The sequence below is a fragment of the Pseudomonas sp. DP-17 genome, assembly GCF_022380625.1.
Classification (GTDB): domain Bacteria; phylum Pseudomonadota; class Gammaproteobacteria; order Pseudomonadales; family Pseudomonadaceae; genus Pseudomonas; species Pseudomonas nitroreducens_A.
The window spans coordinates 249,620-273,633 of the sequence record NZ_JAKSXG010000008.1 but is presented as its reverse complement, the minus strand read 5'-3'; the positions used below and the strand labels follow the sequence as shown (position 1 = coordinate 273,633).

The window sequence follows — 24,014 nt, the reverse complement described above, 5'->3', positions numbered from 1 at the left end:
TGCAACAGCAGCACGCAGAAAAAAGCCCGGCGAATGCCGGGCTTTTTCATTTCAGGCGAAGCTTACTGCAGGCTTTCTTCCTGCGGCTCTTCTTCACCACCAGCAGCCGGGCCACCCAGGCCCAGGCCCTGCGCGGAGCCCATGGCGAAGGCCATGAATTCCGGCACGCTCATGTCCTTGCCGTTGAACTTCACCTGGTCGTTGGCGTAGGCCAGCGAGCTGGACAGTGCGTTGCCGTCGAGTACCGCCCACTGCGAGTTCAGCGCCATGCCGCTGAAGAGGTCGGTCATGGCGTCGGACTGCTGCTTGAGCGCCACGGGGTCGACACTGCCGGCAGCCTCGCCACCCAGCGAACCCTGCAGGGCGACGATGTCGCCGATCACGGCCTTGTCCACCTTCAGGTCGGCCTTGAGCGCAGCCAGGATGCTGCGGGCCATCTCGTCAGGAGTCGCAGCGGCAGCGTTGGGCTTGCGCAGGTCGACCGACAGGGAAGCCTTGGCCACACCATGGCTGGTCTGCAGGGACAGTTCGTCCAGCGACAGCACCGGCGAGCCTTCCAGCAGGGCCAGGCCCAGGCGCTTGAGTTCCTCTTCCTGCGCCGGGGTCAGCTCGGTGCTTTCCAGGCTGTCCAGCGCCATCTTGTTGTAGGACTCCTTGAAGGTCTTGAGCACGCCTTCGTCGAGGTTGCGCAGGCTCAGGTCCAGCTTCATGCCGCCGATTTCCTGGCCCTGCACCACGACCTTGCCGATGCGGTAGGAAACGCTCTGGTCCAGGCCCTTGCCGCCCTGCTTGAGGGTTTCCTCGACCACGGCTTCGCGCAGTTCGACTTCCGGCGCGCCCGGCGACTTGATGTTCAGGCTCTTGATGGTGGCGGAGCTGGGGCCCAGGGCGAAGCCATTGGCGTTTTCCTTCTTGTCGCCCTGCATGCCCAGGTCACGCAGTTGCACGCGAGCCGGCTGGCCGGTGTTCTCGTCAGTGAAGTCCAGGTCAACCTCGGCGAGGTTGCCCACGGCGCTCACGTCCTTCTTGTCGGCGGAAACGCTGAAAGTCACCTTGGCCGGAGACAGGCGCAGCTTGTCGCTGTCCTTGGCGAACTCCAGGGCGGCGGTTTCGACGCGGCCTTCCTGCTTCTGGTCGTAGTGGATGGTCAGCTCGCCGGACAGCGGGGCCTTGCCGCCGGCGGCGGTGAACAGCGGGGCGGTGAGTTCGTTCTGCTCGAGGGCGAAATGGCTCTGCGCCATGACCGGCGCCAGCTGGCCGGCAGCCAGGCGCGAGGCCGGGAAGGGACCATGTTCCAGGCGGTCGGTGAAGACCAGGACCTGCGGCTCTTCGCCTTCCTTGCCGGTGAAGGACAGGTTGTAGCGCGCGGTGCTGGAGAGCACGCCACGCTGGATATCCACCAGCGTCAGGTGAGCGCCCAGGCCGGGGGCTTCCTGCTCGAACAGTTGGTTGGCTTCGGTGATGCCACGGTTCACTTCCTGCTCGACACGGCTGCCGGTGTACCAGGCACCGGCAACGGCGGCGCCAACGATGGCAACGGGAATGGCGATGGCCAGGGCGGTCTTCTTCATGCTGAGTCCTTTCAATGAGGCCGTACGGGGACGTCCTGTCGACCGTTTATGGGAGTGGGCGGCGCGATGCTAGCAGGCGCACTGCCATCACTCCAGTACCGTTGGCGACCGACTTCACAGCGCCAGCATTGACCGTCGGGGCGCGGCTGTCAGGATAAAGGGCTCCATCGGTTCGAGAGGCCCTAGCCATGGCCGTGCTGCACAGCCTTCATCACGTCGCCCTGATCTGTTCGGATTATCCGCGCTCCAAGCACTTCTACGTGGATATCCTCGGCCTGAAGGTGATTGCCGAGACCTACCGCACCGCCCGCGACTCCTGGAAGCTCGACCTGGAACTGGGCGATGCGCGACTGGAGCTGTTCTCCTTCCCCGGCGCGCCGGTGCGGCCTTCCTATCCCGAGGCGCAGGGCCTGCGCCACCTGGCGTTCGCCGTGGACGACCTGGAGGCAGCGGTCGCCCATCTGCAAAGCCATGGCGTGGCCTGCGAGCCGATCCGCATGGATGACCTGACCGACAAGCGCTTCACCTTCTTCGCCGACCCGGACGATTTGCCGCTGGAGCTTTACGAGCGCTGAGGCCTGGCAATCGATGGGCGGCTGCACTACCTGTAGGAGCGGACTCTGTCCGCGATGTGCAACCGGCTAGCTCGGAGCGGCCGGCAAGCGATCGCGGACGAAGTCCGCTCCTACGCGACGGATCTGACCTGTGGATTACGCCGGCACGGCCTCGCTGCCCAACGCACCGCGCAGGCTCGCCAGGTCGCGCAGCGGCGGCGCGCCGAACAGGCGGCTGTACTCGCGGCTGAACTGCGACGGGCTCTCGTAGCCGACGCGATGGCCGGCGACCGCCACTTCCAGCCCTTCGGAGAGCATCAGCCGCCGCGCTTCCTGCAGGCGCAGCTGCTTCTGGTATTGCAGCGGGCTCAACGCGGTCACTTCCTTGAAGCGGTGGTGCAGGGTGGACACGCTGAGGTTCACCTCGCGGGCCAGGTCCTCGATGCGCAGGGACTTGTCGTAGTTGCGGTTGAGCCACTCGATGGCTCGGGTGACGCGATGGGTCTGGCTGTCGGTCATCGCCAGATCGTGCAGCAGATGCCCCTGCGGTCCGCGCAACAGGCGGTAGAGGATTTCGCGGACGAACAGCGGCGCCAGCATCTCGATGTCGCGCGGGGTGTCCAGCAGGCGCATCAGGCGCAGCAGGGCATCGAGCACGGTGCAATCCACGCGCTGCAGGTAGATGCCGCGGCTGGCCGGGCGCGGCGCGCTGCCGGCAAGGCCGGCCTCGGCGATCAGCCGGGTCAGCTCGCCGGGGTCGATGTCCAGGCGGATGGACAGGTAGGGTTTGTCCGGGGAGGCCTCGATCACCTGGCCGGACACCGGCAGCGTCACCGACACCACCAGAAGATTGAGTTCGTCGTAGCGATAGACCTCGCTGCCCAGGCGCACTTCCTTGCAGCCCTGGGCGATCACGCACAGGGCCGGACGGTAGAGCGTCGGCATGCGGCCTTCGCTGGGGCTGTCGTTGCGCGCGACCAGCAGCGAATCGATGGCGGTTTCGAAGACGCCTTCACCCTGGCAATGGCGCTGGATGATGTCGGCCAGTTCCTGGCGGCCGGCAGCAATGGGATCAAAGGCGGGAACGGACTGGGACATGCACGGGACCTCCAGTGGCGGCGCACGAAGCTTACGCCCACGGCACATGCGCGCGTGTGACAGTAAGGCAGCCGCTGGAGGATCAGGCAAGCAATCGGCAGGAATGGACAAGCCATGTCGACATCGCGTCGCGCACCGTGGCGGTGCAAGGGCTGGAAATAGCGCGCAGACGCCCTTTTTCAGAGCGTGGAGAACGCCCCGCAGGATCAGGCAAGAAGGCGACAGCATCCGGATAACGCCCGGCCCTGGCTGCGCCGTAATCTTCCTGTCAGTCGTCCGAGGAGCCACCTCGGGCTTCTTCCTGGAACGCGGAGGACAGGACATGCACTGGCAACCCATCGAACACGAATTGCAGATCCATCCCCGGCGGGGTCACGAGGCGGAACTGGGCGCATTGATCGACAACCTGGTCGACGGCGCATGCCGAGCACCGGGATGCCTGCGCTGCCAATTGGTGACCCGCGAGAATGGCCAGCCGTGGCTGCTGCAGGGCAGTTGGAAGAACGAGGAGGCGCTGCTGGCGTACTTCGCCACACCCTCGTTGCAGCTGCTCGGCGAAGTGCTTCTATGCCACTGCCGGAGCCTTGGCGGCGGCATAGTGGAAACCCTCGATCAGGCCACCGGAAAGGTGGCCTGAGTCTTTCCAGCTGGAGAGCTTTTCAGCCCCTTCAGTATTCCAGGCTCCAGCCCAGCGTGAAGGTGCGGCCGCGGCCCTGGTAGTCATACAGGTAGGCCGGCCCGTAGGTCGGCGAATAGAACAGCGCGGCGCGCTGGCCCCAGACGGTGCTGTACTGCTTGTCCAGCAGGTTCTGGATACCGGCGCTGAAGGTGCCGAAACCGGTCTTCTGCTCGCCCATCAGGTCGAAGGTGGTGTAGCCGTCGATCTCATGATCCGCGTCGTCCTTCAGGTTGAACGCATGCTGGGCCTGCAGGCGGGCACTGCGTTCGCCATCGCCCCAGCCAACGAAGGCGGTGGACTTGGACAGCGACGCATAGCGCGCATCGCGCTTGATCCAGTCGCCGTCGGCATCTTCCTCTTCCGAGCGCACCAGGTGCAGCGTGGTGCCGCCCTGCCAACCGCTGTCGAAGTAGCGGGTGACCGCGCCCTCGAAGCCGAAGTCGCGGCTCTTCTGGTCCTGCACGTCGATGGTCAGGGTCGCCTGGTCGGTGGTGATGATCTTGTCCGACCAGATGTAGTAGACCGCCGCCTGGGCCTGCCACTGCAGGTCGCTGTAGCGCCAGCCGGTCTCGACCTGGCGGCTCTTGATGCCGGCCAGCGGGTTGTCGTCCACCGACAGGCCGGCCTTGCCGTAGTACTTGGCCGGGTCGGGCAGGTCGAAGCCTTCGCTGTAGTTGGTCCACAGCTGATGGCCGTTCTTGAAGTCGTAGATCGCACCGAGGTTGAACAGGTTGACCTGGTAGTCGTTGCTGCCGCCGGGCACGCCTTTGAAGTCGTCCACCTCGACATCCATCTTCTGGTGGCGGGCGCCGCCGGAGAGGGTGAGGTTGTCGGTGGCCTTCCAGTCCAGCTGGCCGTAGAACGACAGCCCGTCGACGATGTAGCTGGGGTAGCGCGGTGCGCTGCTGGCGGTTTCCAGGTCCAGCCCGCCGCTTTCGGAGGACAGGCGCTGGTCGAAGACTTTCTGCTCGGCGTTGAAGCGCTCGTGGTCGAAGTCCACGCCATAGGTGAGTTTCAGCGAATCCCACTGCTTGCTGAACAGGCCCTTCAGGCCGCTGACCTCGAAGTTCTGCTGCGAGGCGGCGAAGTACACGCCTTTCGAGCCGGTGGGCTTGCCGGTGTTGTAGTAGGGGAAGGGGTAGAAGTTGTCGTCTTCCTTGCGGTAGTAGGCCTGCAGGTAGAAGTCCTGCTCCAGCAGGTTGCTGTGGTGGTAGTTGGCGTTGAGCAGCACACGGCGCGTGCGCGGTTCGAGGTCGGTGTCCATGCCGCTGCGGATCTGCGCATCTTCCAGGTCCGATGGCGCCCGGTACTTCAGGTTGGGAAAGTAGATTCCGGTGCTGCCGTCGTTGCCCGAGTCGTAGTACTGCGCCAGCAGGTCGAGGCTCTGCTCGTCGGTGAACTGCGCGGTGAGGTTGCCCATCACGTCGACGGTGCGGTTGTACTGCAGGTCGGTCTGGGTGTTGTCGATGAAGATCTGGTTGCCGCCGCCATCGTAGAAGGCTTCGTTCTTCTCCGCCGAGACGCCCAGGCGGCCCACGACGCGGTCGTTACCGCCGCTGATGGACTGCGCGGCGCGGGTCGAGAGGTCGTCGCTGTTGTTGAAGCCGCTGCTGGCGCCCAGCTGCGTCTCGAAGCGCGTATCGCCGGCGGCGCCCTTCTTGGTAATGATGTTGATGATGCCGCCGGTGGCGCCGCCGCCGTAGATGGCGCTGGCGCCGGAAAGCACCTCGATGCGCTCGACGTTGAACGGCGAGACGCTGTCGAACTGGCGCGACAGGCCGCGCGAGCTGTTCTGGCTGACGCCATCGATCATCACCAGCACGTTGCGCCCGCGCATGTTCTGGCCGTAGTTGGTGCGGCCCTCGGGCGCCAGGTCAAGGCCGGGAACCAGCTTGCCCACGGCTTCCTTGAGGCTGACGCCGGTGTCCAGCTGTTCGCGCAACTGGGTCTGGTCCACGACCCAGACGGTACCGGGAATCGAGCTGATGTCGGTGGGCGTGCGTGCCGCCACGCTGATCTGCATCGGCGCCAGGCTCAGGGCGGCGGAATCGTCCTTTTCGCGCTTGAGCAGCACGGTGCGCTCGTCGGTGAAGCGCCAGCTCACGCCACTGCCGGAGAGCAACTGGTTGAGCGCTTCCTCGGTGCTGTAGGTGCCGTCCAGCCCTTCGCTCTGCAAACCCTGGATGTCCTCGGAGTTGAACAGCAGGTGCAGCCCGGCCTGGTCGGCGAACTGGGTCAGCGCACTGTCCAGGCTGCGCGGGGCGATATGCAGCTCGACGGTGGCCGCGTTCGCGGCGTGGACGACGGGCGCAGCGGCACCGAGCAGGGAAGCGAGCAGGATCGCGCGGTGCAGCGGAGAAGGACGGTATGGCATGCGGGTGAAATCCGTTCTTGTGGAGTCAGGGTCGCGTAGTGAGAATTCTTCGCGTTCCTGCCTACGACGAAACGGTCATGCAAACCTTGCAGTGCTGAATGAAAAATATTTTCATTTCTTGCGCTGCCGCTCCGGACCCTGTGCCGTCAGTAACCTCGCAGGATGGTGTGGAGCGCAGCGATACCCATCCTACAAAGCGACTTCTATCAGGCTCTGGGCGCGGGACGGATCAGCACCAGCCAGGGCAGATGGGTGACGGTCACCGGCTGCAAGCGCTCCAGGGTCTTGAGCAGTGCGTCCGGGTCCTTGAGGTCGAACACGCCACTGACCTTGTGCTGCCGCAGCGCGCCGTCGGTCAGTACGATGCGGCCGGGCAGGTAGCGCTCCAGCTCATCGAGCACCTCGCCCAGCGGGCGCTGGTTGAAGATCAGCTTGCCGCGCTGCCAGGCGCTGGCGCTGGACAGGTCCAGCGGCTGCACCGGTTCGGGCGCAGCGGCCTCGCGGTAGCTCAGGCGCTCGCCGGCGGACAAGCGAACCGGCGCGCTGCCGGCGCTGTTCACCTGCACCACGCCCTCGGTCACGTCCACGCGCACCTGCGGCCCACGGCTGTCGACATCGAAGCGCGTGCCCACGGCGCGCACTTCGCCACCGCGGGCCTCGACAATGAAGGGCCGCGCCGCATCCTTGGCCACTTCGAACAGGGCTTCGCCGCTGTGCAGGCGCAGGCGCCGCTGCTGCGGGCCGAAGTCCACGGACAGCGCGCTGTCGCTGTTGAGCCAGATACGGCTGCCGTCGGCCAGCTCCAGCATGCGCCGCTCGCCGGTGCGGGTGGCGTAATCGGCGTACAGCGCGGCCAGCGGTTCGGGCAGGACAATGGTGACGGCGATCGCCGCGACACAGGCCGACGCGGCCAGCGCCAACCAGCGACGTGGGCGGCGCACGCGACGGCGGTAATCTTCGGCATGGCGGGTTTCCGGCAACGCGCCCCACAACGCTTCGGCCTCGCGGGCGGCACGCTCATGTTCCACGCTCAGCCCACGCCAGCGCAGGAAATCCATGCGCTCAGCCGCTCCGGTACTGCCCGAATGCAGCCGTACCAGGCGCTCGATGGCCTCATCGGAAAGCGACGGCTCGACGCGGCTCATGGCGTTCCCTCCTGGCGCTGCGCCCAGTCGCGGCAGTGCCGCATCGCCTGGACGATGTACTTGCCCACCATGCTCTCGGAGACACCCAGGCGCTGGGCGATCTGCGCGTGGGTGAGGCCGTCGAGGCGGTTCATCAGCAGCGCCTCGCGGGCGTTCGACGGCAACTGGTCAAGGGCGGCGTCCAGATGTTCCAGCGCCTCATGGGCGAGCAGGCGGTGCTCCAGCCCGGAAGCGGGATCGCTCAGGTCGTTGGCGGCGGTTTCATCGACATGCAGCTCGGCCAGCCGGCCTTCGCGGCGCAGGTTGTCGATGGCGATGTTGCCGGCGACGCGGAACAGGTAGGCGCGCGGGTCCTGCACTTCGGCTTCGGCAGGGTGGTCGGCCAGGCGCAGCCAGGTGTCCTGGGCAACGTCGGCGGCGCGCTGGTTGTCCCCCAGCCTGCGGGCGAGGAAGCGCATCAGGTCCGCGTAGTGCGCCTGGAAGCTCTGCAGCAGGGAGGAGGAAGCGAAGCGCCGCATGATGGCCGAAATACCCTGAAAAACCGGCCAACGTCTGTCAGGCCGGAGCGAAGGGTCGGCAGCATACACCGAATCGAGAATTATTATCGAATGCAAAAAAGTGTCAGCTCGTGAACAACGAAAGGTCCAGCGGCCGTACTTCGCCCAGCCACATACCGTAGTCCCGGTGATCGCGCAGATCGTTGCCGGTGTTGGGATGGACGAACACCACCAGGCCGTCGCGGTTCAGCGCCAGCCAGGGCACCAGGGTCGCGAAGGTGGCGTTGTCGAAGGCCAGCTGGCAGCTCCAGTCCGGGTGCGGGCCGACCGGGCGTTCGTGGACGCGGCCCATCTTCGCGCCGAAACGGCGCGCTGCTTCCTCGCACAGCGCACGGGCGCGTTCGAGGGTGGTCGCGTCGAAATAGACGTGGGCGTGGAAGTCTTGAATCTCGGTCATCGGTCCTGCTCCAGTTCCGCCTGCAGCCAGTCGACGAAGCGCTGCACCAGGCGCATGCGCCGTTTGCGCTCGGGCAGCACGGCGTAATAACCGAACCGCGATTCCACGGCTTCGGCAACGGGCCGGCACAGTAACCCCTGTTCCAGCAGTTCGTCGACCAGATGCCGCCAGCCGATGGCCACGCCCTGCCCGGCGATTGCCGCCTGGATCAGCAGGGTGTAGTTGTCGAAGCGTAGCCCGGCGGGCGCTGGGGAGCCGTCGATGCCCAGCGCGCGATAGACACCGCCCCAGTCGAACCAGCGACTGGACGCTTCGGGCTTGAGGTGCAGCAGCGGCAATTCGGTGAGCGCCTGAGGCGCCAACGGCAGCTTGCGTCCTTCCAGCAGACGCGGGCTGCACACCGGGAAGACTTCCTCGCTGAACAGGCGCAGCGCCTCGCCGTGCTTGAAGCGCCCATCGCCGAAAGCGATGGCCACGTCGATGTCGCTGCGCAGGGAAATCGGGCTGCGGTCGCTGCTGATCAGGCCGACATCCAGTTCCGGGTGCGCCTGGCGAAAGCGCGGCAGGCGCGGCATCAGCCAGTAGGCGGCAAAGGCGAAGTCAGTGGCGACCTGCAGCACTTCGTGAGGATGTTGTGCAGTCACCGCAGCGATGCCGGCGTCGATGCTCTCCAACCCGGCCTGCACGTGCTGCTGCAGCACCTGTCCACTTTCGGTGAGGGCGATGCCCCGGTGGATGCGGTCGAACAGGCGCACGGCGAGGAGTTTCTCCAGCCGCTTGATCTGCTGGCTGACCGCCGGCTGGGTGGTACCCAGCTCTCCGGCGGCGGCGGTGAAGCTGAGCAGCCGGGCGGCGGACTCGAATACCCGCAGCAGTTCCAGCGGCACGCTCAAGGCTGGCTCTCGCATAAGCACGCGTTATCCGAAGCATGCGGCGCCATGCGCTTTACCCCCTATCCAGTAGCCAACAGACTCATACCGCACAGCATCCCATAACAGCGCCAACAGGATAAGCCCAACGCCATGAAGCGCCAGCGCCCGAACATCCTCTTCATCATGGCCGACCAGATGGCCGCGCCGCTCCTGCCCTTCTACGACGCCCAGTCGCCGATCAAGCTGCCCAACCTCTCGCGCCTCGCCGGCGAGGGCGTGGTGTTCGACTCGGCCTACTGCAACAGCCCGCTCTGCGCGCCCTCGCGCTTCACCCTGGTGAGCGGCCAGCTGCCGACCAGGATCGGCGCCTGGGACAACGCCGCCGACTTCGCCGCCGACATCCCCACCTACGCGCACTACCTGCGGCGCCTGGGCTACCGCACCGCGCTGTCGGGCAAGATGCACTTCTGCGGCCCGGACCAGTTGCACGGCTACGAGGAACGCCTGACCAGCGACATCTACCCCGCCGACTACGGCTGGGCGGTGAACTGGGACGAGCCGGACGTGCGCCCAAGCTGGTACCACAACATGTCTTCAGTGCTGCAGGCCGGCCCGTGCGTGCGCACCAATCAGCTCGATTTCGACGAGGAAGTGGTGTTCAAGGCGCGCCAGTACCTCTACGACCACGTCCGCGAGCATCCCGAGCAGCCGTTCTGCCTCACCGTGTCCATGACCCACCCGCACGATCCCTACACCATCCCGCGCGAGTACTGGGACCTGTACCGCGACGAGGACATCCCGCTGCCTTCGGTACAGATCGCCCAGAACGAGCAGGACCCGCACTCGCAGCGACTTCTGAAGGTGATCGATCTGTGGGACCAGGAAATGCCCGAGGAGAAAATCCGCGCCGCGCGCCGCGCCTACTTCGGCGCCTGCAGCTATGTCGACGCGCAGATCGGCGCGCTGCTGCGCACCCTGGAAGAATGCGGCCTGAGTGAAGACACGCTGATCGTGTTCTCCGGCGACCACGGCGACATGCTGGGCGAGCGCGGCCTCTGGTACAAGATGCACTGGTTCGAGATGGCCGCCCGCGTCCCGCTGCTGGTGCACGCACCCAGGCGTTTCGCCCCGCATCGGGTCAGCCAGTCGGTGTCCACCGTCGACCTCTTGCCCACACTGGTGGAGCTTGCCGGCGGTTCCGTGGAGCCGGGCATCCACCTCGATGGCCGCTCGCTGCTGCCGCACTTGCAGGGCACCGGCGGCCACGACGAAGTGATCGGCGAATACACTGCCGAAGGCACCGTCAGTCCGCTGATGATGATCCGCCGCGGCGACTTCAAGTTCGTCTATTCCGAGCAGGACCCTTGCCTGCTGTTCGATGTGAAGAACGACCCGCGCGAGCTGGAAAACCTCGTCGATTCGCCCGCCCACGCCAACCTGGTGCGCGACCTGCTGGGCGAAGCCCGCGCGCGCTGGGATATCTCCGCCATCACCAGACAGGTCCTCGCCAGCCAGCGCCGCCGCCGGCTGGTGGCCGACGCGCTGACCCACGGGACGCTGAAAAGCTGGGATCACCAGCCCATGGTCGATGCCAGCCAGCAGTACATGCGCAACCACATCGACCTCGACGATCTGGAGCGCCGCGCCCGCTATCCGCAACCGAAATAACAACCACAATGAGCCGAAGGGGAAGGGAGCATGACCCAGCTATTCACCGCACGACATGCATCGACGCTATTGCTTGCCAGCGCACTCGCGCTGAGCGGCCCGCTGGCCTGGGCCGAGGATGAAGCCTGCGGTACGGTGAAGCTGGCCGATCCGGGCTGGACCGACATCGCGGTCACCAACGGCATCGCCGCCTTCCTCCTCGAAGGCCTGGGCTACCAGGTGAAGATCGACACCCTGTCGGTGCCCATCACCTACGGCGGCCTGCGCGACGGCCAGGTGGACGCCTTCCTCGGCAACTGGATGCCGGCGCAACAGGGCTTCTACGACCAGTTCATCGCCAGCAAGCAGGTCACCCAGCTGGCGAAGAACCTCCAGGGCACCGAGTTCACCCTGGCCGTTCCGACCTATGTCTGGAACGCCGGCGTGAAGACATTCGCCGACCTGGACCCGCACGCCGAGCAGTTCAACAGGAAGGTCTACGGCATCGGCTCCGGCGCGCCGGCCAACCAGTCGATCCAGAAGATGATCAGCGGCGACGAATTCGGCCTGGGCGACTGGAAGCTGGTGGAGTCCAGCGAACAGGCGATGCTCGCCGAAGTGGGTCGCGCGGTGAAGCGCCAGCGCTGGGTGGTATTCCTCGGCTGGACGCCGCACCCGATGAACGTCAAATACGACATGAAATACCTCACCGGTGGCGAGAAGTACTTCGGCAGCACCGGCAGCGTCTTCACCGTGACCCGCAACGGCTACGCCGAGCAATGCCCGAACAGCGGCAAGCTGCTGGCCAACCTGTCCTTCGACCTACCGATGGAGAACGCCATCATGGCCGAGGTGCTGGAGAAGAATGTGAAGAACCCCGACGCGGTGAAAGCCTGGATCAAGGCCAACCCACAGAGCCTCGACACCTGGCTGCAGGGCGTGAAGACCCGCGACGGCGGCGACGCGCTGGCGGCGGTGAAGGCGAAGCTGTAGACCATCGATGGAGCGTCTGATCCGCCTGCTGCCGTTCCTCGCCTGGCTGCCCCAGGTCAGCGGTCGCGACCTGCGCCGTGATCTGGGCGTCGGCCTCTCCGGCGCGGTGCTGGCATTGCCGCAGTCCATGGCCTACGCACTGATCGCCGGGTTGCCGGCGGAGTACGGGCTCTACGCGGCGATGCTGCCGGTGCTGATTGCCTGCCTTTGGGGTTCGTCGAAGCACATGGTCGGCGGGCCGACGGCGGCGATCTCGGTGGTGCTGTTCACCGCCATCGCCCCGCTGGCGCCACCGGGCAGCACTCAGTTCATCCAGTACGCGCTGCTGCTGACTTTCCTCGCCGGGCTGTTCCAGTGGCTGCTGGGCCTGCTGCGCTTCGGCGTGCTGGTGAACTTCGTTTCGCACTCGGTGCTGCTCGGCTTCACCTGCGGCGCCGCGCTGGTGATCGTGATCGGCCAGTTGCCGTACCTGCTCGGCATCGCCGCAGGAGGGCAGGACACGGCGCTGAGCAGCGCTGCCGCGCTCTGGTGGAAGCTGCCGCAGTTTCATGGGCCTTCGCTGCTGGTGGGACTGTTCAGCCTGGCCTTGAGCCTGATCGTGAAGCGCCTGTGGCGGCGCGGGCCGGCGTTGCTGGTCGGCCTGATCGGCGCCAGCGCGCTGGTCTGGGCGATGCCGGCGACCTTCGCCGGAGTCGCCAGGGTCGCGGCGTTCCACAGTGCATTACCGCCGTTCAGCCCGCTATCGCTCGATCTTTCCGCCATCGCCCAGCTGCTCCCCGCTGCCGTGGCCTGCGGCATGCTCGGGCTGGTCACCAGCCTGTCGATTGCCCGCGTGCTGGCCGCGCGCTCGCACCAGGCGCTGGATGCCAACCAGGAAGTGCGCGCACAGGGGCTGTCCAACCTGATCGGGCCGTGGCTGTCGGGCACGCTGTCCGCCGGCTCCTTCACCCGCTCCGGGCTGAATCAGGACGCCGGAGCCCGCACGCCGCTGGCCGGGGTTTTCTCGGCGCTATGGGTGGCGCTGCTGGCGGTGGTCGGCGCAGGTCTGATCACCCACATCCCGCTGCCGGCCATGGCCGCCGGCATCCTGCTGATCTGCTGGCACCTGGTGGATCGCCCAGCCCTGCGCGCGCTATGGAAAGGCAGTCGCGCCGAGTCGCTGGTCATGCTGCTGACCCTCGCCGCCACCTTGCTGCTGCCGCTGCAGAACGCTATCTACGCGGGCGTGCTGGCTTCGCTGTTCTTCTACCTCAAGCGCACCTCGCAGCCGCGCGTGCAGCAGTGGCAGAAGGAAGACGAGGAAGTGCTGCGCATCGAAGGCTCGATCTTCTTCGGCGCCTGCGACTACCTGCAGAAGCTGATGCAACGCAGCCGCGGCGAGCGCCTGGTGCTGGATGCGCACCACGTGAACTTCATCGACTTCGCCGGCGCGCAGATGCTCCAGCAGGAAGCCCGCCGCCTCGCCAGCGAGGGCCGCAGCCTGGTGCTGCGCAATGCGCGGCCACGGGTGCGTGCGGAGCTGGAGAAGCAGATGGGGAAGGGTGGGGTATTGCAGGTCGAGGAATAGAACCGGGGGCAGTTGTAGGAGCGAGCTTGCTCGCGAACCAGCGCCCAGCAGCGGAGCAGCCTGGAAACTCTGTTCGCGAGCAAGCTCGCTCCTACAGGAAGCCGGTCCGTACCGCGGGTGTCAGCCCTTGAGCTGACGGCGCAACTCCTCGAGGACCGGCGCCGAATCCGGCCGCACGCCGCGCCACAGCAGGAAGGCTTCCGCCGCCTGCTCCACCAGCATCCCCAGACCGTCGATGCAGCGCGCCGCGCCGTGCTCGGCGGCCCAGCGGTTGAACGCGGTCGCGTCCTTGCCGTACATCATGTCGTAGCAGACGGTATGGCCCGGCGCGATCAGCGCGGAATCGATTGGCGGCAGCTCACCGGCCAGCGAGGCCGAGGTGCCGTTGACGATCAGGTCGAAGGGCTGGTCCTTCAAGTCGAAACCGCCGCCGCGCAGACTCCCCAAGTCCTTGAACTCTTCCGCCAGTTGCTCGGCCTTCGACGCCGTGCGGTTGGCAATGACGATGCAGGCCGGCTGCTGGCCGAGGAAGGGTTCGAGGATACCGCGCACCGCACCACCGGCGCCCAGCACCAGGATGCGCGCAGCACGCAGGACGACGCCGTAGTTCACCGTCAGGTCGCGGGTCAGCCCGGCGCCGTCGGTGTTGTCTCCCAGCAATCCGCCGCCTTCCAGCTTCTTCAGGGTATTCACCGCACCGGCCCGGCGCGCGCGCTCGGTGAGCTCGGTAGCCAGGCGGTAGGCGTCTTCCTTGAACGGCACGGTGACGTTGCCGCCCAGGCCCTGTTCGAAGAACTCGCGGGCGTTCCCGGCGAAATCGTCCAGCGGCGCCAGCCGCGCGTCATAGCTCAGCGTCTGGCCGGTCTGCTCGGCGAACAGACGGTGGATCTGCGGCGACTTGCTGTGGCCGATGGGGTTGCCGAAGACGCAGTAGCGGTCCATGGGAAGTCCTGGAGATTTTCTGGTCGTGGAAGATTCGAGGGGGAGGTGATGGGTATCGCTGCGCTCCACGCCATCCTACGCATACCGGTCAGCCTCGCAGGATGGGTGGACCCTAGACGATACCCATCAGGCGCCAGCCAGCCAGTCCCGGTCGGTGAGGAAGTACTCGGTCAGGCGCGCTTCCGCGCTGCCCGGCTCCGGCTTCCAGTCGTAACCCCAGCGCACCTGCGGGGGCAGCGACATGAGGATCGACTCGGTGCGCCCGCCCGACTGCAGGCCGAACAGGGTGCCGCGGTCGTAGACCAGGTTGAACTCGACGTAGCGGCCACGGCGGAAAGCCTGGAACTCGCGCTGCTGCTCGGTATAGGGAGTGTCCTTGCGCTTGCGCACGATGGGCAGGTAGGCGTCGATGTAGGCATCGCCGATGGCGCGCAGGAAGGCGAAGCTGGTGTCGAAGTCCCACTGGTTCAGGTCGTCGAAGAACAGGCCGCCGACACCGCGCGGTTCGTTGCGGTGCTTGATGTGGAAGTAGCGGTCGCACCACTCCTTGTAGCGCGGGTAGACATCCGCGCCGAAGGGCGCGCAGGCATCGCGGGCGACCTGGTGCCAGAGCACGCAGTCTTCCTCATGGGCGTAGTAGGGTGTGAGGTCGAAACCGCCACCGAACCACCAGACCGCTTCCTCGCCTTCCTTCTCGGCGATGAAGAAGCGCACGTTGGCGTGGGAGGTCGGCACGTGGGGGTTGGTCGGGTGGATCACCAGCGACACGCCCAGCGCCTGGAACCCACGCCCGGCCAGTTCCGGGCGGTGCGCGCTGGCGCTCGGCGGCAAGCCGGCACCGAAGACGTGGGAGAAGTTCACACCGCCCTTTTCGATCAGCGCGCCGTCACCGATCACCCGCGTCCGACCGCCGCCGCCCGCCGGCCGCTGCCAGGCGTCCTCGACGAAACGGGCACTGCCGTCCTCGGCTTCGAGTGCGGCGCAGATGCGGTCTTGCAGGTCGAGCAGGTAGGCCTTCACGGCCTCGATGCGGTCGGTCACGAGAATCACCTTGGAGCGGGAAAGCCACGCGTGGCGCGGGCCGGAGCGGGGTTCAGGGTCGAAAACGGGCGCCAGCATACCATCGTCGCCGGCAAAGCTGGTCTTGACGCCCGTCCGGCGTGCGGCTTGGATGAAAGTCTTTTCCCCGGCGAGGCAGGACCTCGCGCCATCAGGAGAGCGACATGGCCAAGCGTGTTCAATTTGCCAAGACCGGCGGCCCGGAAGTCCTCGAGATCGTCGACTACACCCCGGCCGAACCCGGCCCGAACGAGGTGCGGGTGCGCAACCGCGCCATCGGCCTGAACTTCATCGACACCTACTACCGCAGCGGCCTGTACCCCGCGCCGAGCCTGCCCTCCGGCGTCGGAACCGAAGGCGCCGGCGAGGTGGAAGCAGTGGGCAGCGCAGTGACCAGCGTGAAGGTCGGCGACCGCGTCGGCTACGCCACCGGCCCGCTGGGCGCCTACAGCGAGCAGCACGTGCTGCCGGCCGCCAGCGTGGTGAAACTGCCGGATGCGATCACCTTCGAGCAGGCCGCCGCCGTCATGCTCAAGGGCCTCACCGTGCAGTACCTGCTGCGCCAGACCTACAACGTACAGCCGGGCCAGACCATCCTCTGGCACGCGGCCGCTGGCGGCGTCGGGCTGATCGCCTGCCAGTGGGCGAAGGCCATCGGCGCGCACCTGATCGGCACCGTGAGCTCGGCCGCCAAGGCGGAGCTGGCGAAAGCCCACGGCGCCTGGGCAACCATCGACTACAGCCATGAGAACGTGGTCGAGCGCGTGCTGGCACTCACCGATGGCAGGAAGTGCCCGGTGGTCTACGACTCGGTGGGCAAGGACACCTGGCTGACTTCGCTGGACTGCACCGCCCAGCGCGGGCTGGTGGTGAGCTTCGGCAACGCCTCCGGCCCGGTGGACGGGGTCAACCTGGGCATCCTGTCGCAGAAGGGCTCGCTCTACGTCACCCGGCCGACGCTGTTCGGCTACGCCAGCACGCCGGAGCGCCTGCAGGCCATGGCCGACGACCTGTTCGGCATGATCACCAGCGGCAAGGTAAAAGTGGAGATCAACCAGCGCTTCGCCCTGGCCGACGCGGCAAAGGCCCAGACCGAGCTGGCGGCGCGGCGCACCACCGGGTCGACGATTCTGTTGCCCTGACTGGGCGGGGAACTTTCGCCCGCGCCGGGGCACCATTGTAGGAGCGGACTCTGTCCGCGATGTCCAGCGGGCCAGCTCGGAGCCGTCGCAAATCGATCGCGGACGAAGTCCGCACCTACAGGGTCAGGACGGACGCACCGTCTCGCCAGTGCGCAGGTCGCGGATCAGGCTGGGATTGCGGCGCCCGCCCAGGGCGCCGCCCAGCACGCCGTCCAGCTCGCCATGGAAGTACTGTTCCACGCGCAGACGGCTGCGGGCGGGCGGCCGGCCGGCGGGATTGGCGGACGTGGAGATCAGCGGGCCGGTGAAGCGGCACAGATCGCGCACCAGCGGATGGTCGGTGACGCGCAGGGCGACGGTGTCGTGCTCGCCGGTCACCCACTCGGGCAGACGGCCCTGGTGCGGCACCAGCCAGGTGTTCGGGCCGGGCCAGCTGGCGGCGAGCTTGTCCTGCCAGGCTTCGGGCAGGTCCTCGAGAAGGAAGTCGAACTGGCGGATGTCGCCAGCCACCACGATCATGCCCTTCTCCACCGGGCGCGCCTTGATCGCCAGCAGGCGGTACACGGCGTCAGCGCTCCACGGGTCGCAGCCCAGGCCCCAGACGGCTTCGGTGGGGTAGGCGATCACACCGCCATCGCGCACGACCTGGGCCATGCGCTGGGTACGCCAGTTGCTGTACATCGAAAACTCCTCGGATCTGCGATGCGCGGCAGTTTACGTGCTCAGGGGGCGCGATGCACCCAGACCCCGGCCTCGCAGGCGACCCGTCCGTCCAGCTCCAGTTCGGTGAGCTGGACCAGCACCTGGGGCAGGTCCAGGCCGCTGTGCAGCGCCAGTTGCTCGCTGCTCTGCGGCGCGGCGCGGAGCAGGTCGACCAGCGGGTGGGAAGGCAACGATGCCGCCGCCTCGACGGCAGGTGCTCCCTGCGTCCAGCCCTGCAGGCCTTCGAGAATGTGCTCGACCGTTTCCACCAGGGTTGCGCCCTGGCGGATCAGCTCGTGGCAGCCGCGCGCGCCGGGGTGGTGGATCGAGCCGGGGATCGCATAGACCTCGCGGCCCTGCTCGGCAGCCAGTCGCGCTGTGATCAGCGACCCGCTGGACGGACTGGCTTCCACGACCAGGGTGCCCAGGGACAGACCGCTGATGATCCGGTTGCGCCGGGGAAAGTTCGACGCCTGCGGCGCACAGTTCAGCGGCAGCTCGGAGATCACCGCGCCGCCCTGCTCGACGATGCGTGTGGCCAGCCCGAGATGGCGCCGCGGATAGAGGTGCTCCAGCCCCGTCCCCAGCACGGCGACCGTCTTGCCGCCAGCCTCCAGCGCCCCTTCATGGGCCGCTCCGTCGATGCCCAGCGCCAACCCGCTGGTGATCACGAAGCCGCCGCCAGCCAGGCTGCGAGCGAAGGCACGCGCCGTATCCAGGCCCGGTTTGCTGGCTCGCCGGCTGCCGACCATCGCCAGTTGCGGGCGCTCCAGCAGGCCCGGCTCACCTGCCACGAACAGCACTGGCGGGGCATCCACCAGTTCCGCCAGCAGCGCAGGATATTCCGGCGCGTCCCACATCAGCAGATGGTGCTCGGGCGCTTCCAGCCAGCGCATCGCGTCGGCCGCCTGTTCGCGGATGGCGGCTTCGCGGCGCGGTTGCGCGCAGCTGGCGGGCAACCCCAGGGATCGCCAGGCCGCTGCCGGCGCGCTGAGGGCGGCGGAAGCCGAGCCGAAGGCTTCCATAAGGCGGCGAAAGCGCCTCGGGCCCAGGTCAGGAAGGCCATGCAGGCGCAGCCGCGCCTCGATTTCGGCCGGAGAAAGGCTTGGGACGGCGGTCATGGAGCAATCCTTGGCGTGCGGATGACGCCAGGACTATGCAGCGCTGGCCGGCGCGCCCGCTGTCGGACCCTTCCGGATTACGCCCACAAAAAACCCCGCCGAAGCGGGGTTTTCTTCAAGTCATGCGCGGCTCAGGGATTCTGGACGCGGTCATTGACTTCCAGCGAACGGGTGGCGGTCAGCACCAGGCCGTAGCTCAGGCGGTTGTAGGTGCGGAACACCATCACCAGGCCCGAGCGCTCGTCCGGGATCTTCACCATTTCATCGGTGACGCGATCGCGCACGGTTTCGCCCAGCTTGTAGATGGCCAGCACGTTGCCTTCGGCCAGGCCGTCGTGGGTGCCCTTGTCGATGGTCACCACGTCGTACTTGCCGATCTGGGTCACACCGCGCGGTACGTCGATGATGGTGCCCTTGATCGGGGAGGTCGGCTCGCTGGGCATGAAGGTCGAGGTGATCGCGCGTTCCTCAGTGGGGAACAGGCGGTCGCCGGGGCGCACTTCCTGGGTGGTGCGGGTCAGGGTCAGGGTGGCGACGTCGCCTTCCTTCGCAGTGACGTTGGCACCGCCGACATCCATGGCGTCGATGCCCAGCAGCTCGTTGGTTTCCGGGTCGGTATAGACCTTGGCCTGGCGGAAGATGCCGTAGCTGTTCTCTTCCGACAGCGAGGTGCCGCGGGCATAGGCACGGTCGCCGGCACCGCTGATCACGCTCTCCTGGTCACCCGCCACCACGTAGGGCGCGTTGGTGAAGACGTCGGCGTTATCGACGATGCGGTTGGAGAGCAGGAAGGCGTTGATCTTTTCCAGCGGGATGGTCGGGATCGCCTCGGCGATCGGGGTGCTGCGCACCCGCGGCGACAGCTTGATGGTCCCGCGCGAGGCGCCGCGGTTGAGCATCAGGCGCGGCTGGCCATCGATGTACACAAGGCTCAGCTCGTCCCCCGGATAGATCAGGTGCGGGTTCTGAATCTGCGGATTCACCTGCCAGATTTCCGGCCACTTCCACGGCTTGCTGAGGAACTTGCCGGAGATGTCCCAGAGGGTGTCGCCCTTCACTACGGTATAGCGATCCGGATGGCCTTCCTTGAGCTGCACGGCAGCCTGCGCCACCCCGCCTGCCGCGAGCAGCAGCAGGGCGAGTAGTGTTTTCCTCATGCGGTGAATCCCTTTATTATGTGTACACATGAAACGCCTGGAAGCCGCCCCTACCGCGCTTTCCAGCGTTTTTCGATGCTGCTCAGCATATTAGCAGCCGATTTTGACTTTATTCCACAAGTGCATCACAAACGTATATGGCCATTCTGAACATTCTCGAATTCCCCGATCCGCGCCTGCGGACCATCGCCAAGCCGGTCACGGTCTTCGATGACGCCCTGCGTACGCTGATCGACGATATGTTCGAGACCATGTACGAGGCGCCGGGCATTGGACTTGCGGCAACGCAGATCAACGTGCACAAGCGCGTCGTGGTGATGGACCTGTCCGAGGACAAATCCGAGCCCCGCGTCTATATCAACCCGGAGTTCGAATACCTCACCGAGGAAATGGACCAGTACCAGGAAGGCTGCCTGTCGGTGCCCGGCTTCTATGAAAATGTAGACCGTCCGCAGAAAGTGCGGATCAAGGCCCAGGACCGTGACGGCAATCCGTTCGAGGAAGTGGCCGAGGGCCTGCTCGCGGTGTGCATCCAGCACGAGTGCGATCACCTCAACGGCAAGCTGTTCGTCGACTACCTGTCGAACCTCAAGCGCGACCGCATCCGCAAGAAGCTGGAAAAGCAGCACCGGCAACAGGCGTGACCCCATCCCCAAAGGCTTGCCCCGGCAAGCCTTTCTTTTTTGTGAGCCCGATATGAGCCAAGCACTGCGCATCGTCTTCGCCGGCACTCCGGAATTCGCCGCCGAGCACCTGAAGGCCCTGCTGGACGGTCCCCATGAGCTGGTGGCCGTCTACACCCAGCCGGACCGCCCGGCCGGCCGCGGCCAGAAGCTGATGCCCAGCCCGGTCAAGCAGCTTGCCCTGGAGAATGGCCTGCAGGTGCTGCAGCCGCCGACCCTGCGCGACACCGCCGCCCAGGCCGAACTGGCCGCGCTCAAGCCGGACCTGATGGTGGTGGTGGCCTACGGGCTGATCCTGCCGCAGGCGGTGCTGGATATCCCGCGGCTGGGCTGCATCAACAGCCACGCCTCCCTGCTGCCGCGCTGGCGCGGCGCCGCGCCGATCCAGCGCGCAGTGGAAGCCGGCGATGCCGAGAGCGGCGTGACCGTGATGCAGATGGAAGCGGGACTGGACACCGGGCCGATGCTGCTCAAGGTCAGCACGCCGATTTCCGCTGACGACACCGGCGGCAGCCTGCACGACCGCCTGGCCCAGTTGGGCCCGAAAGCCGTTGTCGAGGCCATCGCCGGCCTCGCCGCCGGCACGCTCAAGGGCGAGGTGCAGGACGACGCCCTGGCCACCTACGCGCACAAGCTGAACAAGGAAGAGGCGCGCATCGACTGGTCGCTCCCGGCCCACGTGCTGGAGCGCCGCATCCGCGCCTTCACGCCCTGGCCGGTGTGCCACAGCACCCTGGGCGAAGCTGCGCTCAAGGTGCTCGGCGCCAGGTTGGCGCAGGGCAAGGGCGAGCCGGGCAAGATCCTCGATGCCAGCCGCGACGGCCTGCTGGTGGCCTGCGGCGAAGGCGCACTGCTGTTGACTCGCCTGCAACTGCCTGGCGGCAAGCCGCTGGCCTTCGCCGACCTGTTCAACAGCCGTCGCGAGCAGTTCACGCCAGGACAGGTGCTGGGCGCATGAGTAGCAATCCCCGCCTCGCCGCCGCTCGCGCGCTGGCCGCCGTGCTCGCCGGGCGCGCTTCGCTGGGCAGCTCGCTGCCAACCCAGCTGGAGAACGTCGAGCCGCGTGATCGTGGTCTGGTGCAGGAGCTGGCCTTCGGCGCTGCCCGCTGGCAGCCGCGTCTGTCCACACTCGCCGCGCGCCTGCTGCAGAAGCCGTTCAAGGCCGGCGACCGCGACGTCGAGGCGCTGCTGCTGGTCGGCCTCTACCAGTTGCTCTACACCCGCATTCCGCCGCACGCGGCCATCGGCGAGACCGTCGGCTGCGCGGACAAGCTGAAGAAGCCCTGGGCCAAGGGCCTGCTCAACGCCGTGCTGCGCCGTGCCCAGCGCGAAAGCGAAACGCTGCTCGCCGAGGTCGACAAAGACCCCGCCGCACGCCTGGCGCACCCGCGCTGGCTGCAGAAGGCACTGAAGAAGTCCTGGCCGGAGCAGTTCGAAGCGATCTGCGCCGCCAACAACGCGCACCCGCCGATGACCCTGCGGGTGAACCGTCGCCGCGGCAGCCGCGATGCCTACCTGGATGAGCTCACCCGCGTCGGCTTCGAGGCCACGGCCTGCGAATTCAGCCGCGATGGCATCAACCTCGTGCAACCGTGCGATGTGCGCGAGCTGCCGGGCTTTGCCGAAGGCCGCGTCAGCGTGCAGGACGAGGCCGCGCAACTGGCCGCCGATCTGCTGGAACTGGCGCCGAACCAGCGCGTGCTGGACGCCTGCTGCGCGCCCGGCGGCAAGACCTGCCACCTGATGGAAGCCGAGCCCGAGCTGGCCGGCGTGGTCGCCGTGGACCTGGAGGAAAGCCGCCTGGTGCGCGTACGAGAAAACCTCGCGCGCCTGCAGCTTTCAGCCGAGCTGTTCGCCGCCGACGCCCGCGACACCGCCAGATGGTGGGATGGCAAGCCGTTCCAACGCATCCTGCTGGACGCGCCGTGCTCCGCCACCGGCGTGATACGCCGCCACCCGGACATCAAGCTGACCCGCACCGCCGAGGACATCGAGGCGCTGGCGCAGCTGCAGGGCGAACTGCTCGACGCGCTGTGGGCGACCCTCGAAGTGGGCGGTGTGATGGTCTACGCGACCTGCTCGGTGATGCCGCAGGAGAACAGCGAGCAGATTGCCGCGTTCCTCGGTCGCACCCCCGGCGCCCGCGAGCTGGATTTGCCCGGCCCCTTTGGCATCAAGCAGCCCCATGGCCGCCAGTTGCTGCCGCAGCAAGGCGGGCACGACGGTTTCTACTATGCCAAGCTGATCAAGATCTCGGCGAAGTAACAGGCGCCGACTCCCAACGGATCGAAACGGAAAGCACCCCGCTCCATGAAGATCATCATCCTCGGTGCCGGCCAGGTCGGCGGCACTCTGGCCGAGCACCTGGCCAGCGAAGCCAACGACATCACCGTCGTCGACACCGACGGCGAACGCCTGCGCGACCTCAACGACCGCCTGGACATCCGCACCGTCCACGGCAAGGCCTCGTTCCCCACGGTACTGCGCCAGGCCGGCGCCGACGACGCCGACATGCTGGTGGCAGTAACCAACAGCGACGAGGTGAACATGGTGGCCTGCCAGGTCGCCTACACCCTGTTCAACACCCCGACGCGCATAGCCCGTGTGCGCGAGGCGGCGTACCTGACCCGCGCCGGGCTGTTCGACAACGAGGCGATCCCGGTCGACGTGCTGATCAGCCCCGAGCAGGTGGTCACCAACTACATCAAGCGCCTGGTGGAGTATCCCGGCGCCCTGCAGGTGATCGACTTCGCCGAGGGCAAGGCCCAGCTGGTCGGCATCCGCGCCTACTACGGCGGCCCGCTGGTGGGCCAGGAGCTGCGCCAGCTGCGCGAGCACATGCCCAACGCCGACACCCGCGTGGCGGCGATCTACCGGCGCAACCGACCGATCATTCCCCAGGGCGACACGGTGATCGAGGCCGACGACGAGGTGTTCTTCATCGCCGCCAAGGCCCACATCCGCGCGGTGATGGGTGAGATGCGCCGGCTCGAGGACAGCTACAAGCGGATCATCATCGCCGGCGGCGGCAACATCGGCGAGCGCCTGGCCGAGGCCATCGAGAGCCGTTACCAAGTGAAGATCATCGAGATGAACCCGGCGCGCTGCCGGCACCTCTCCGACAGCCTGGACAGCTCCATCGTGCTGCAGGGCAGCGCCTCGGACCGCGACCTGCTGCTGGAGGAGAACATCGGCGACACCGACCTGTTCCTCGCGCTGACCAACGACGACGAGGCCAACATCATGTCCTCGCTGCTGGCCAAGCGCCTGGGCGCGCGCAAGGTGATGACGCTGATCAACAACCCCGCCTACGTCGACCTGGTGCAGGGCGGCGAGATCGACATCGCCATCAGCCCGCAGCTGGCCACCATCGGCACCCTGCTGACCCACGTGCGCCGCGGCGATATCGAGAGCGTGCACTCCCTGCGCCGCGGCGCCGCCGAGGCCATCGAAGTGGTCGCCCACGGCGACGCCAAGTCGAGCAAGGTGATCGGCCGCAAGATCAACGAAGTGCAGCTGCCGCCGGGCACCACCATCGGCGCGGTGATCCGCGACGACGACGTGCTGATCGCCCACGGCGAGACGAAGATCGAATCCGGCGACCACGTGATTCTCTTCGTGGTGGACAAGAAGCGCATCCGCGACGTCGAGCGTCTGTTCCAGGCCGGCCTGACGTTCTTCTGATCGACGGTGGGCCGCCGTTGGGCGGCCCGCCAGATCAATCCGAGTCGGTTTCAGACAGGTCCTACTGCGC

22 protein-coding genes are annotated in these 24,014 nt (G+C 66.8%); 10 read left to right on the top strand and 12 right to left on the bottom strand.

Annotated features, from left to right (window positions below):
- Positions 1–62: 62 nt before the first annotated feature.
- A complete protein-coding gene (locus MJ122_RS14190; RefSeq protein ID WP_239744594.1) occupies positions 63–1,571 on the bottom strand; it encodes a YdgA family protein in 1,509 nt (502 codons plus the stop codon).
- 188 nt (positions 1,572–1,759) lie between these two features.
- Here MJ122_RS14190 and MJ122_RS14185 point away from each other — a divergent pair, with 188 nt between their 5' ends.
- Positions 1,760–2,146: a VOC family protein gene (locus MJ122_RS14185; protein WP_239744593.1), complete on the top strand. Its 387-nt coding sequence runs from the start codon at positions 1,760–1,762 to the stop codon at positions 2,144–2,146.
- Between the two features lie 135 nt (positions 2,147–2,281).
- Here MJ122_RS14185 and MJ122_RS14180 read toward each other — a convergent pair whose 3' ends face one another.
- Positions 2,282–3,223 (bottom strand): AraC family transcriptional regulator, encoded by a 942-nt coding sequence (locus MJ122_RS14180; RefSeq protein WP_017518899.1) that lies wholly within the window; start codon positions 3,221–3,223, stop codon positions 2,282–2,284.
- A 322-nt stretch (positions 3,224–3,545) separates the two neighbouring features.
- Between MJ122_RS14180 and MJ122_RS14175 the strand changes: the two genes are divergently transcribed.
- The gene (locus MJ122_RS14175) at positions 3,546–3,860 is read left to right on the top strand and encodes an antibiotic biosynthesis monooxygenase (RefSeq protein ID WP_239744592.1); all 315 of its coding nucleotides are present in this window, start codon (positions 3,546–3,548) and stop codon (positions 3,858–3,860) included.
- Positions 3,861–3,891: 31 nt separating this feature from the next.
- Here MJ122_RS14175 and MJ122_RS14170 read toward each other — a convergent pair whose 3' ends face one another.
- From MJ122_RS14170 to MJ122_RS14150, 5 genes are all read right to left on the bottom strand, one after another.
- The gene (locus tag MJ122_RS14170; RefSeq protein ID WP_239744591.1) at positions 3,892–6,276 is read right to left on the bottom strand and encodes a TonB-dependent receptor; all 2,385 of its coding nucleotides are present in this window, start codon (positions 6,274–6,276) and stop codon (positions 3,892–3,894) included.
- Between the two features lie 206 nt (positions 6,277–6,482).
- Positions 6,483–7,421 (bottom strand): FecR family protein, encoded by a 939-nt coding sequence (locus MJ122_RS14165; RefSeq protein WP_239744590.1) that lies wholly within the window; start codon positions 7,419–7,421, stop codon positions 6,483–6,485.
- Positions 7,418–7,939, bottom strand: a complete 522-nt coding sequence (locus tag MJ122_RS14160) for a sigma-70 family RNA polymerase sigma factor (RefSeq protein WP_088420601.1) — start codon at positions 7,937–7,939, stop codon at positions 7,418–7,420. Before MJ122_RS14160 ends, MJ122_RS14165 begins: the two co-directional genes overlap by 4 nt.
- A 103-nt stretch (positions 7,940–8,042) precedes the next feature.
- A complete protein-coding gene (locus MJ122_RS14155) occupies positions 8,043–8,375 on the bottom strand; it encodes a DOPA 4,5-dioxygenase family protein (RefSeq protein WP_239744589.1) in 333 nt (110 codons plus the stop codon).
- Entirely contained in the window at positions 8,372–9,283 is a 912-nt protein-coding gene (locus MJ122_RS14150; RefSeq protein WP_239744588.1) for a LysR family transcriptional regulator, read from the bottom strand. The genes MJ122_RS14155 and MJ122_RS14150 overlap by 4 nt, the downstream gene beginning before the upstream one ends.
- A gap of 114 nt (positions 9,284–9,397) precedes the next feature.
- Between MJ122_RS14150 and betC the strand changes: the two genes are divergently transcribed.
- From betC to MJ122_RS14135, 3 genes are read left to right on the top strand one after another with little or no spacing between them, the layout of a single operon-like run.
- Positions 9,398–10,915: a choline-sulfatase gene (betC, locus tag MJ122_RS14145; protein ID WP_239744587.1), complete on the top strand. Its 1,518-nt coding sequence runs from the start codon at positions 9,398–9,400 to the stop codon at positions 10,913–10,915.
- Positions 10,916–10,945: 30 nt separating this feature from the next.
- Entirely contained in the window at positions 10,946–11,887 is a 942-nt protein-coding gene (gene choX / locus MJ122_RS14140) for a choline ABC transporter substrate-binding protein (RefSeq protein ID WP_239744586.1), read from the top strand.
- A gap of 7 nt (positions 11,888–11,894) precedes the next feature.
- Positions 11,895–13,454, top strand: a complete 1,560-nt coding sequence (locus tag MJ122_RS14135; protein WP_239744585.1) for a SulP family inorganic anion transporter — start codon at positions 11,895–11,897, stop codon at positions 13,452–13,454.
- Positions 13,455–13,574: 120 nt separating this feature from the next.
- On the opposite strand, the gene aroE is transcribed toward MJ122_RS14135, so the two are convergent.
- Both aroE and hemF read right to left on the bottom strand, forming a co-directional pair.
- Positions 13,575–14,396, bottom strand: coding sequence for a shikimate dehydrogenase (aroE, locus tag MJ122_RS14130; RefSeq protein ID WP_239744584.1), 822 nt, complete (start codon positions 14,394–14,396; stop codon positions 13,575–13,577).
- A 126-nt stretch (positions 14,397–14,522) separates the two neighbouring features.
- Positions 14,523–15,437 carry an oxygen-dependent coproporphyrinogen oxidase gene (gene hemF / locus MJ122_RS14125; protein WP_088420861.1) on the bottom strand — a complete coding sequence of 305 codons (915 nt, stop codon included), beginning with the start codon at positions 15,435–15,437 and terminating at the stop codon, positions 14,523–14,525.
- 182 nt (positions 15,438–15,619) lie between these two features.
- Between hemF and MJ122_RS14120 the strand changes: the two genes are divergently transcribed.
- On the top strand, positions 15,620–16,597 hold the full coding sequence (locus tag MJ122_RS14120) for an NADPH:quinone reductase (RefSeq protein ID WP_239744583.1): 978 nt from the start codon (positions 15,620–15,622) through the stop codon (positions 16,595–16,597).
- 123 nt (positions 16,598–16,720) lie between these two features.
- Here the strand turns inward: MJ122_RS14120 and MJ122_RS14115 are convergent, their stop codons facing one another.
- The 3 genes from MJ122_RS14115 to MJ122_RS14105 form a co-directional block, all read right to left on the bottom strand.
- The gene (locus MJ122_RS14115; protein WP_239744582.1) at positions 16,721–17,278 is read right to left on the bottom strand and encodes an L-threonylcarbamoyladenylate synthase; all 558 of its coding nucleotides are present in this window, start codon (positions 17,276–17,278) and stop codon (positions 16,721–16,723) included.
- A 41-nt stretch (positions 17,279–17,319) separates the two neighbouring features.
- Positions 17,320–18,420 (bottom strand): DNA-processing protein DprA, encoded by a 1,101-nt coding sequence (gene dprA, locus MJ122_RS14110; RefSeq protein WP_239744581.1) that lies wholly within the window; start codon positions 18,418–18,420, stop codon positions 17,320–17,322.
- A 131-nt stretch (positions 18,421–18,551) separates the two neighbouring features.
- Positions 18,552–19,577, bottom strand: a complete 1,026-nt coding sequence (locus tag MJ122_RS14105) for a LysM peptidoglycan-binding domain-containing protein (RefSeq protein WP_017518884.1) — start codon at positions 19,575–19,577, stop codon at positions 18,552–18,554.
- Positions 19,578–19,714: 137 nt separating this feature from the next.
- Here MJ122_RS14105 and def point away from each other — a divergent pair, with 137 nt between their 5' ends.
- From def to trkA, 4 genes are read left to right on the top strand one after another with little or no spacing between them, the layout of a single operon-like run.
- A complete protein-coding gene (def, locus tag MJ122_RS14100) occupies positions 19,715–20,221 on the top strand; it encodes a peptide deformylase (protein WP_017518883.1) in 507 nt (168 codons plus the stop codon).
- A 52-nt stretch (positions 20,222–20,273) separates the two neighbouring features.
- The gene (gene fmt / locus MJ122_RS14095) at positions 20,274–21,218 is read left to right on the top strand and encodes a methionyl-tRNA formyltransferase (protein ID WP_239744580.1); all 945 of its coding nucleotides are present in this window, start codon (positions 20,274–20,276) and stop codon (positions 21,216–21,218) included.
- Entirely contained in the window at positions 21,215–22,525 is a 1,311-nt protein-coding gene (rsmB, locus tag MJ122_RS14090) for a 16S rRNA (cytosine(967)-C(5))-methyltransferase RsmB (RefSeq protein ID WP_239744579.1), read from the top strand. The genes fmt and rsmB overlap by 4 nt, the downstream gene beginning before the upstream one ends.
- Positions 22,526–22,570: 45 nt before the next feature.
- Positions 22,571–23,944: a Trk system potassium transporter TrkA gene (gene trkA / locus MJ122_RS14085; protein WP_017518880.1), complete on the top strand. Its 1,374-nt coding sequence runs from the start codon at positions 22,571–22,573 to the stop codon at positions 23,942–23,944.
- The last annotated feature ends 70 nt before the right edge of the window (positions 23,945–24,014 follow it).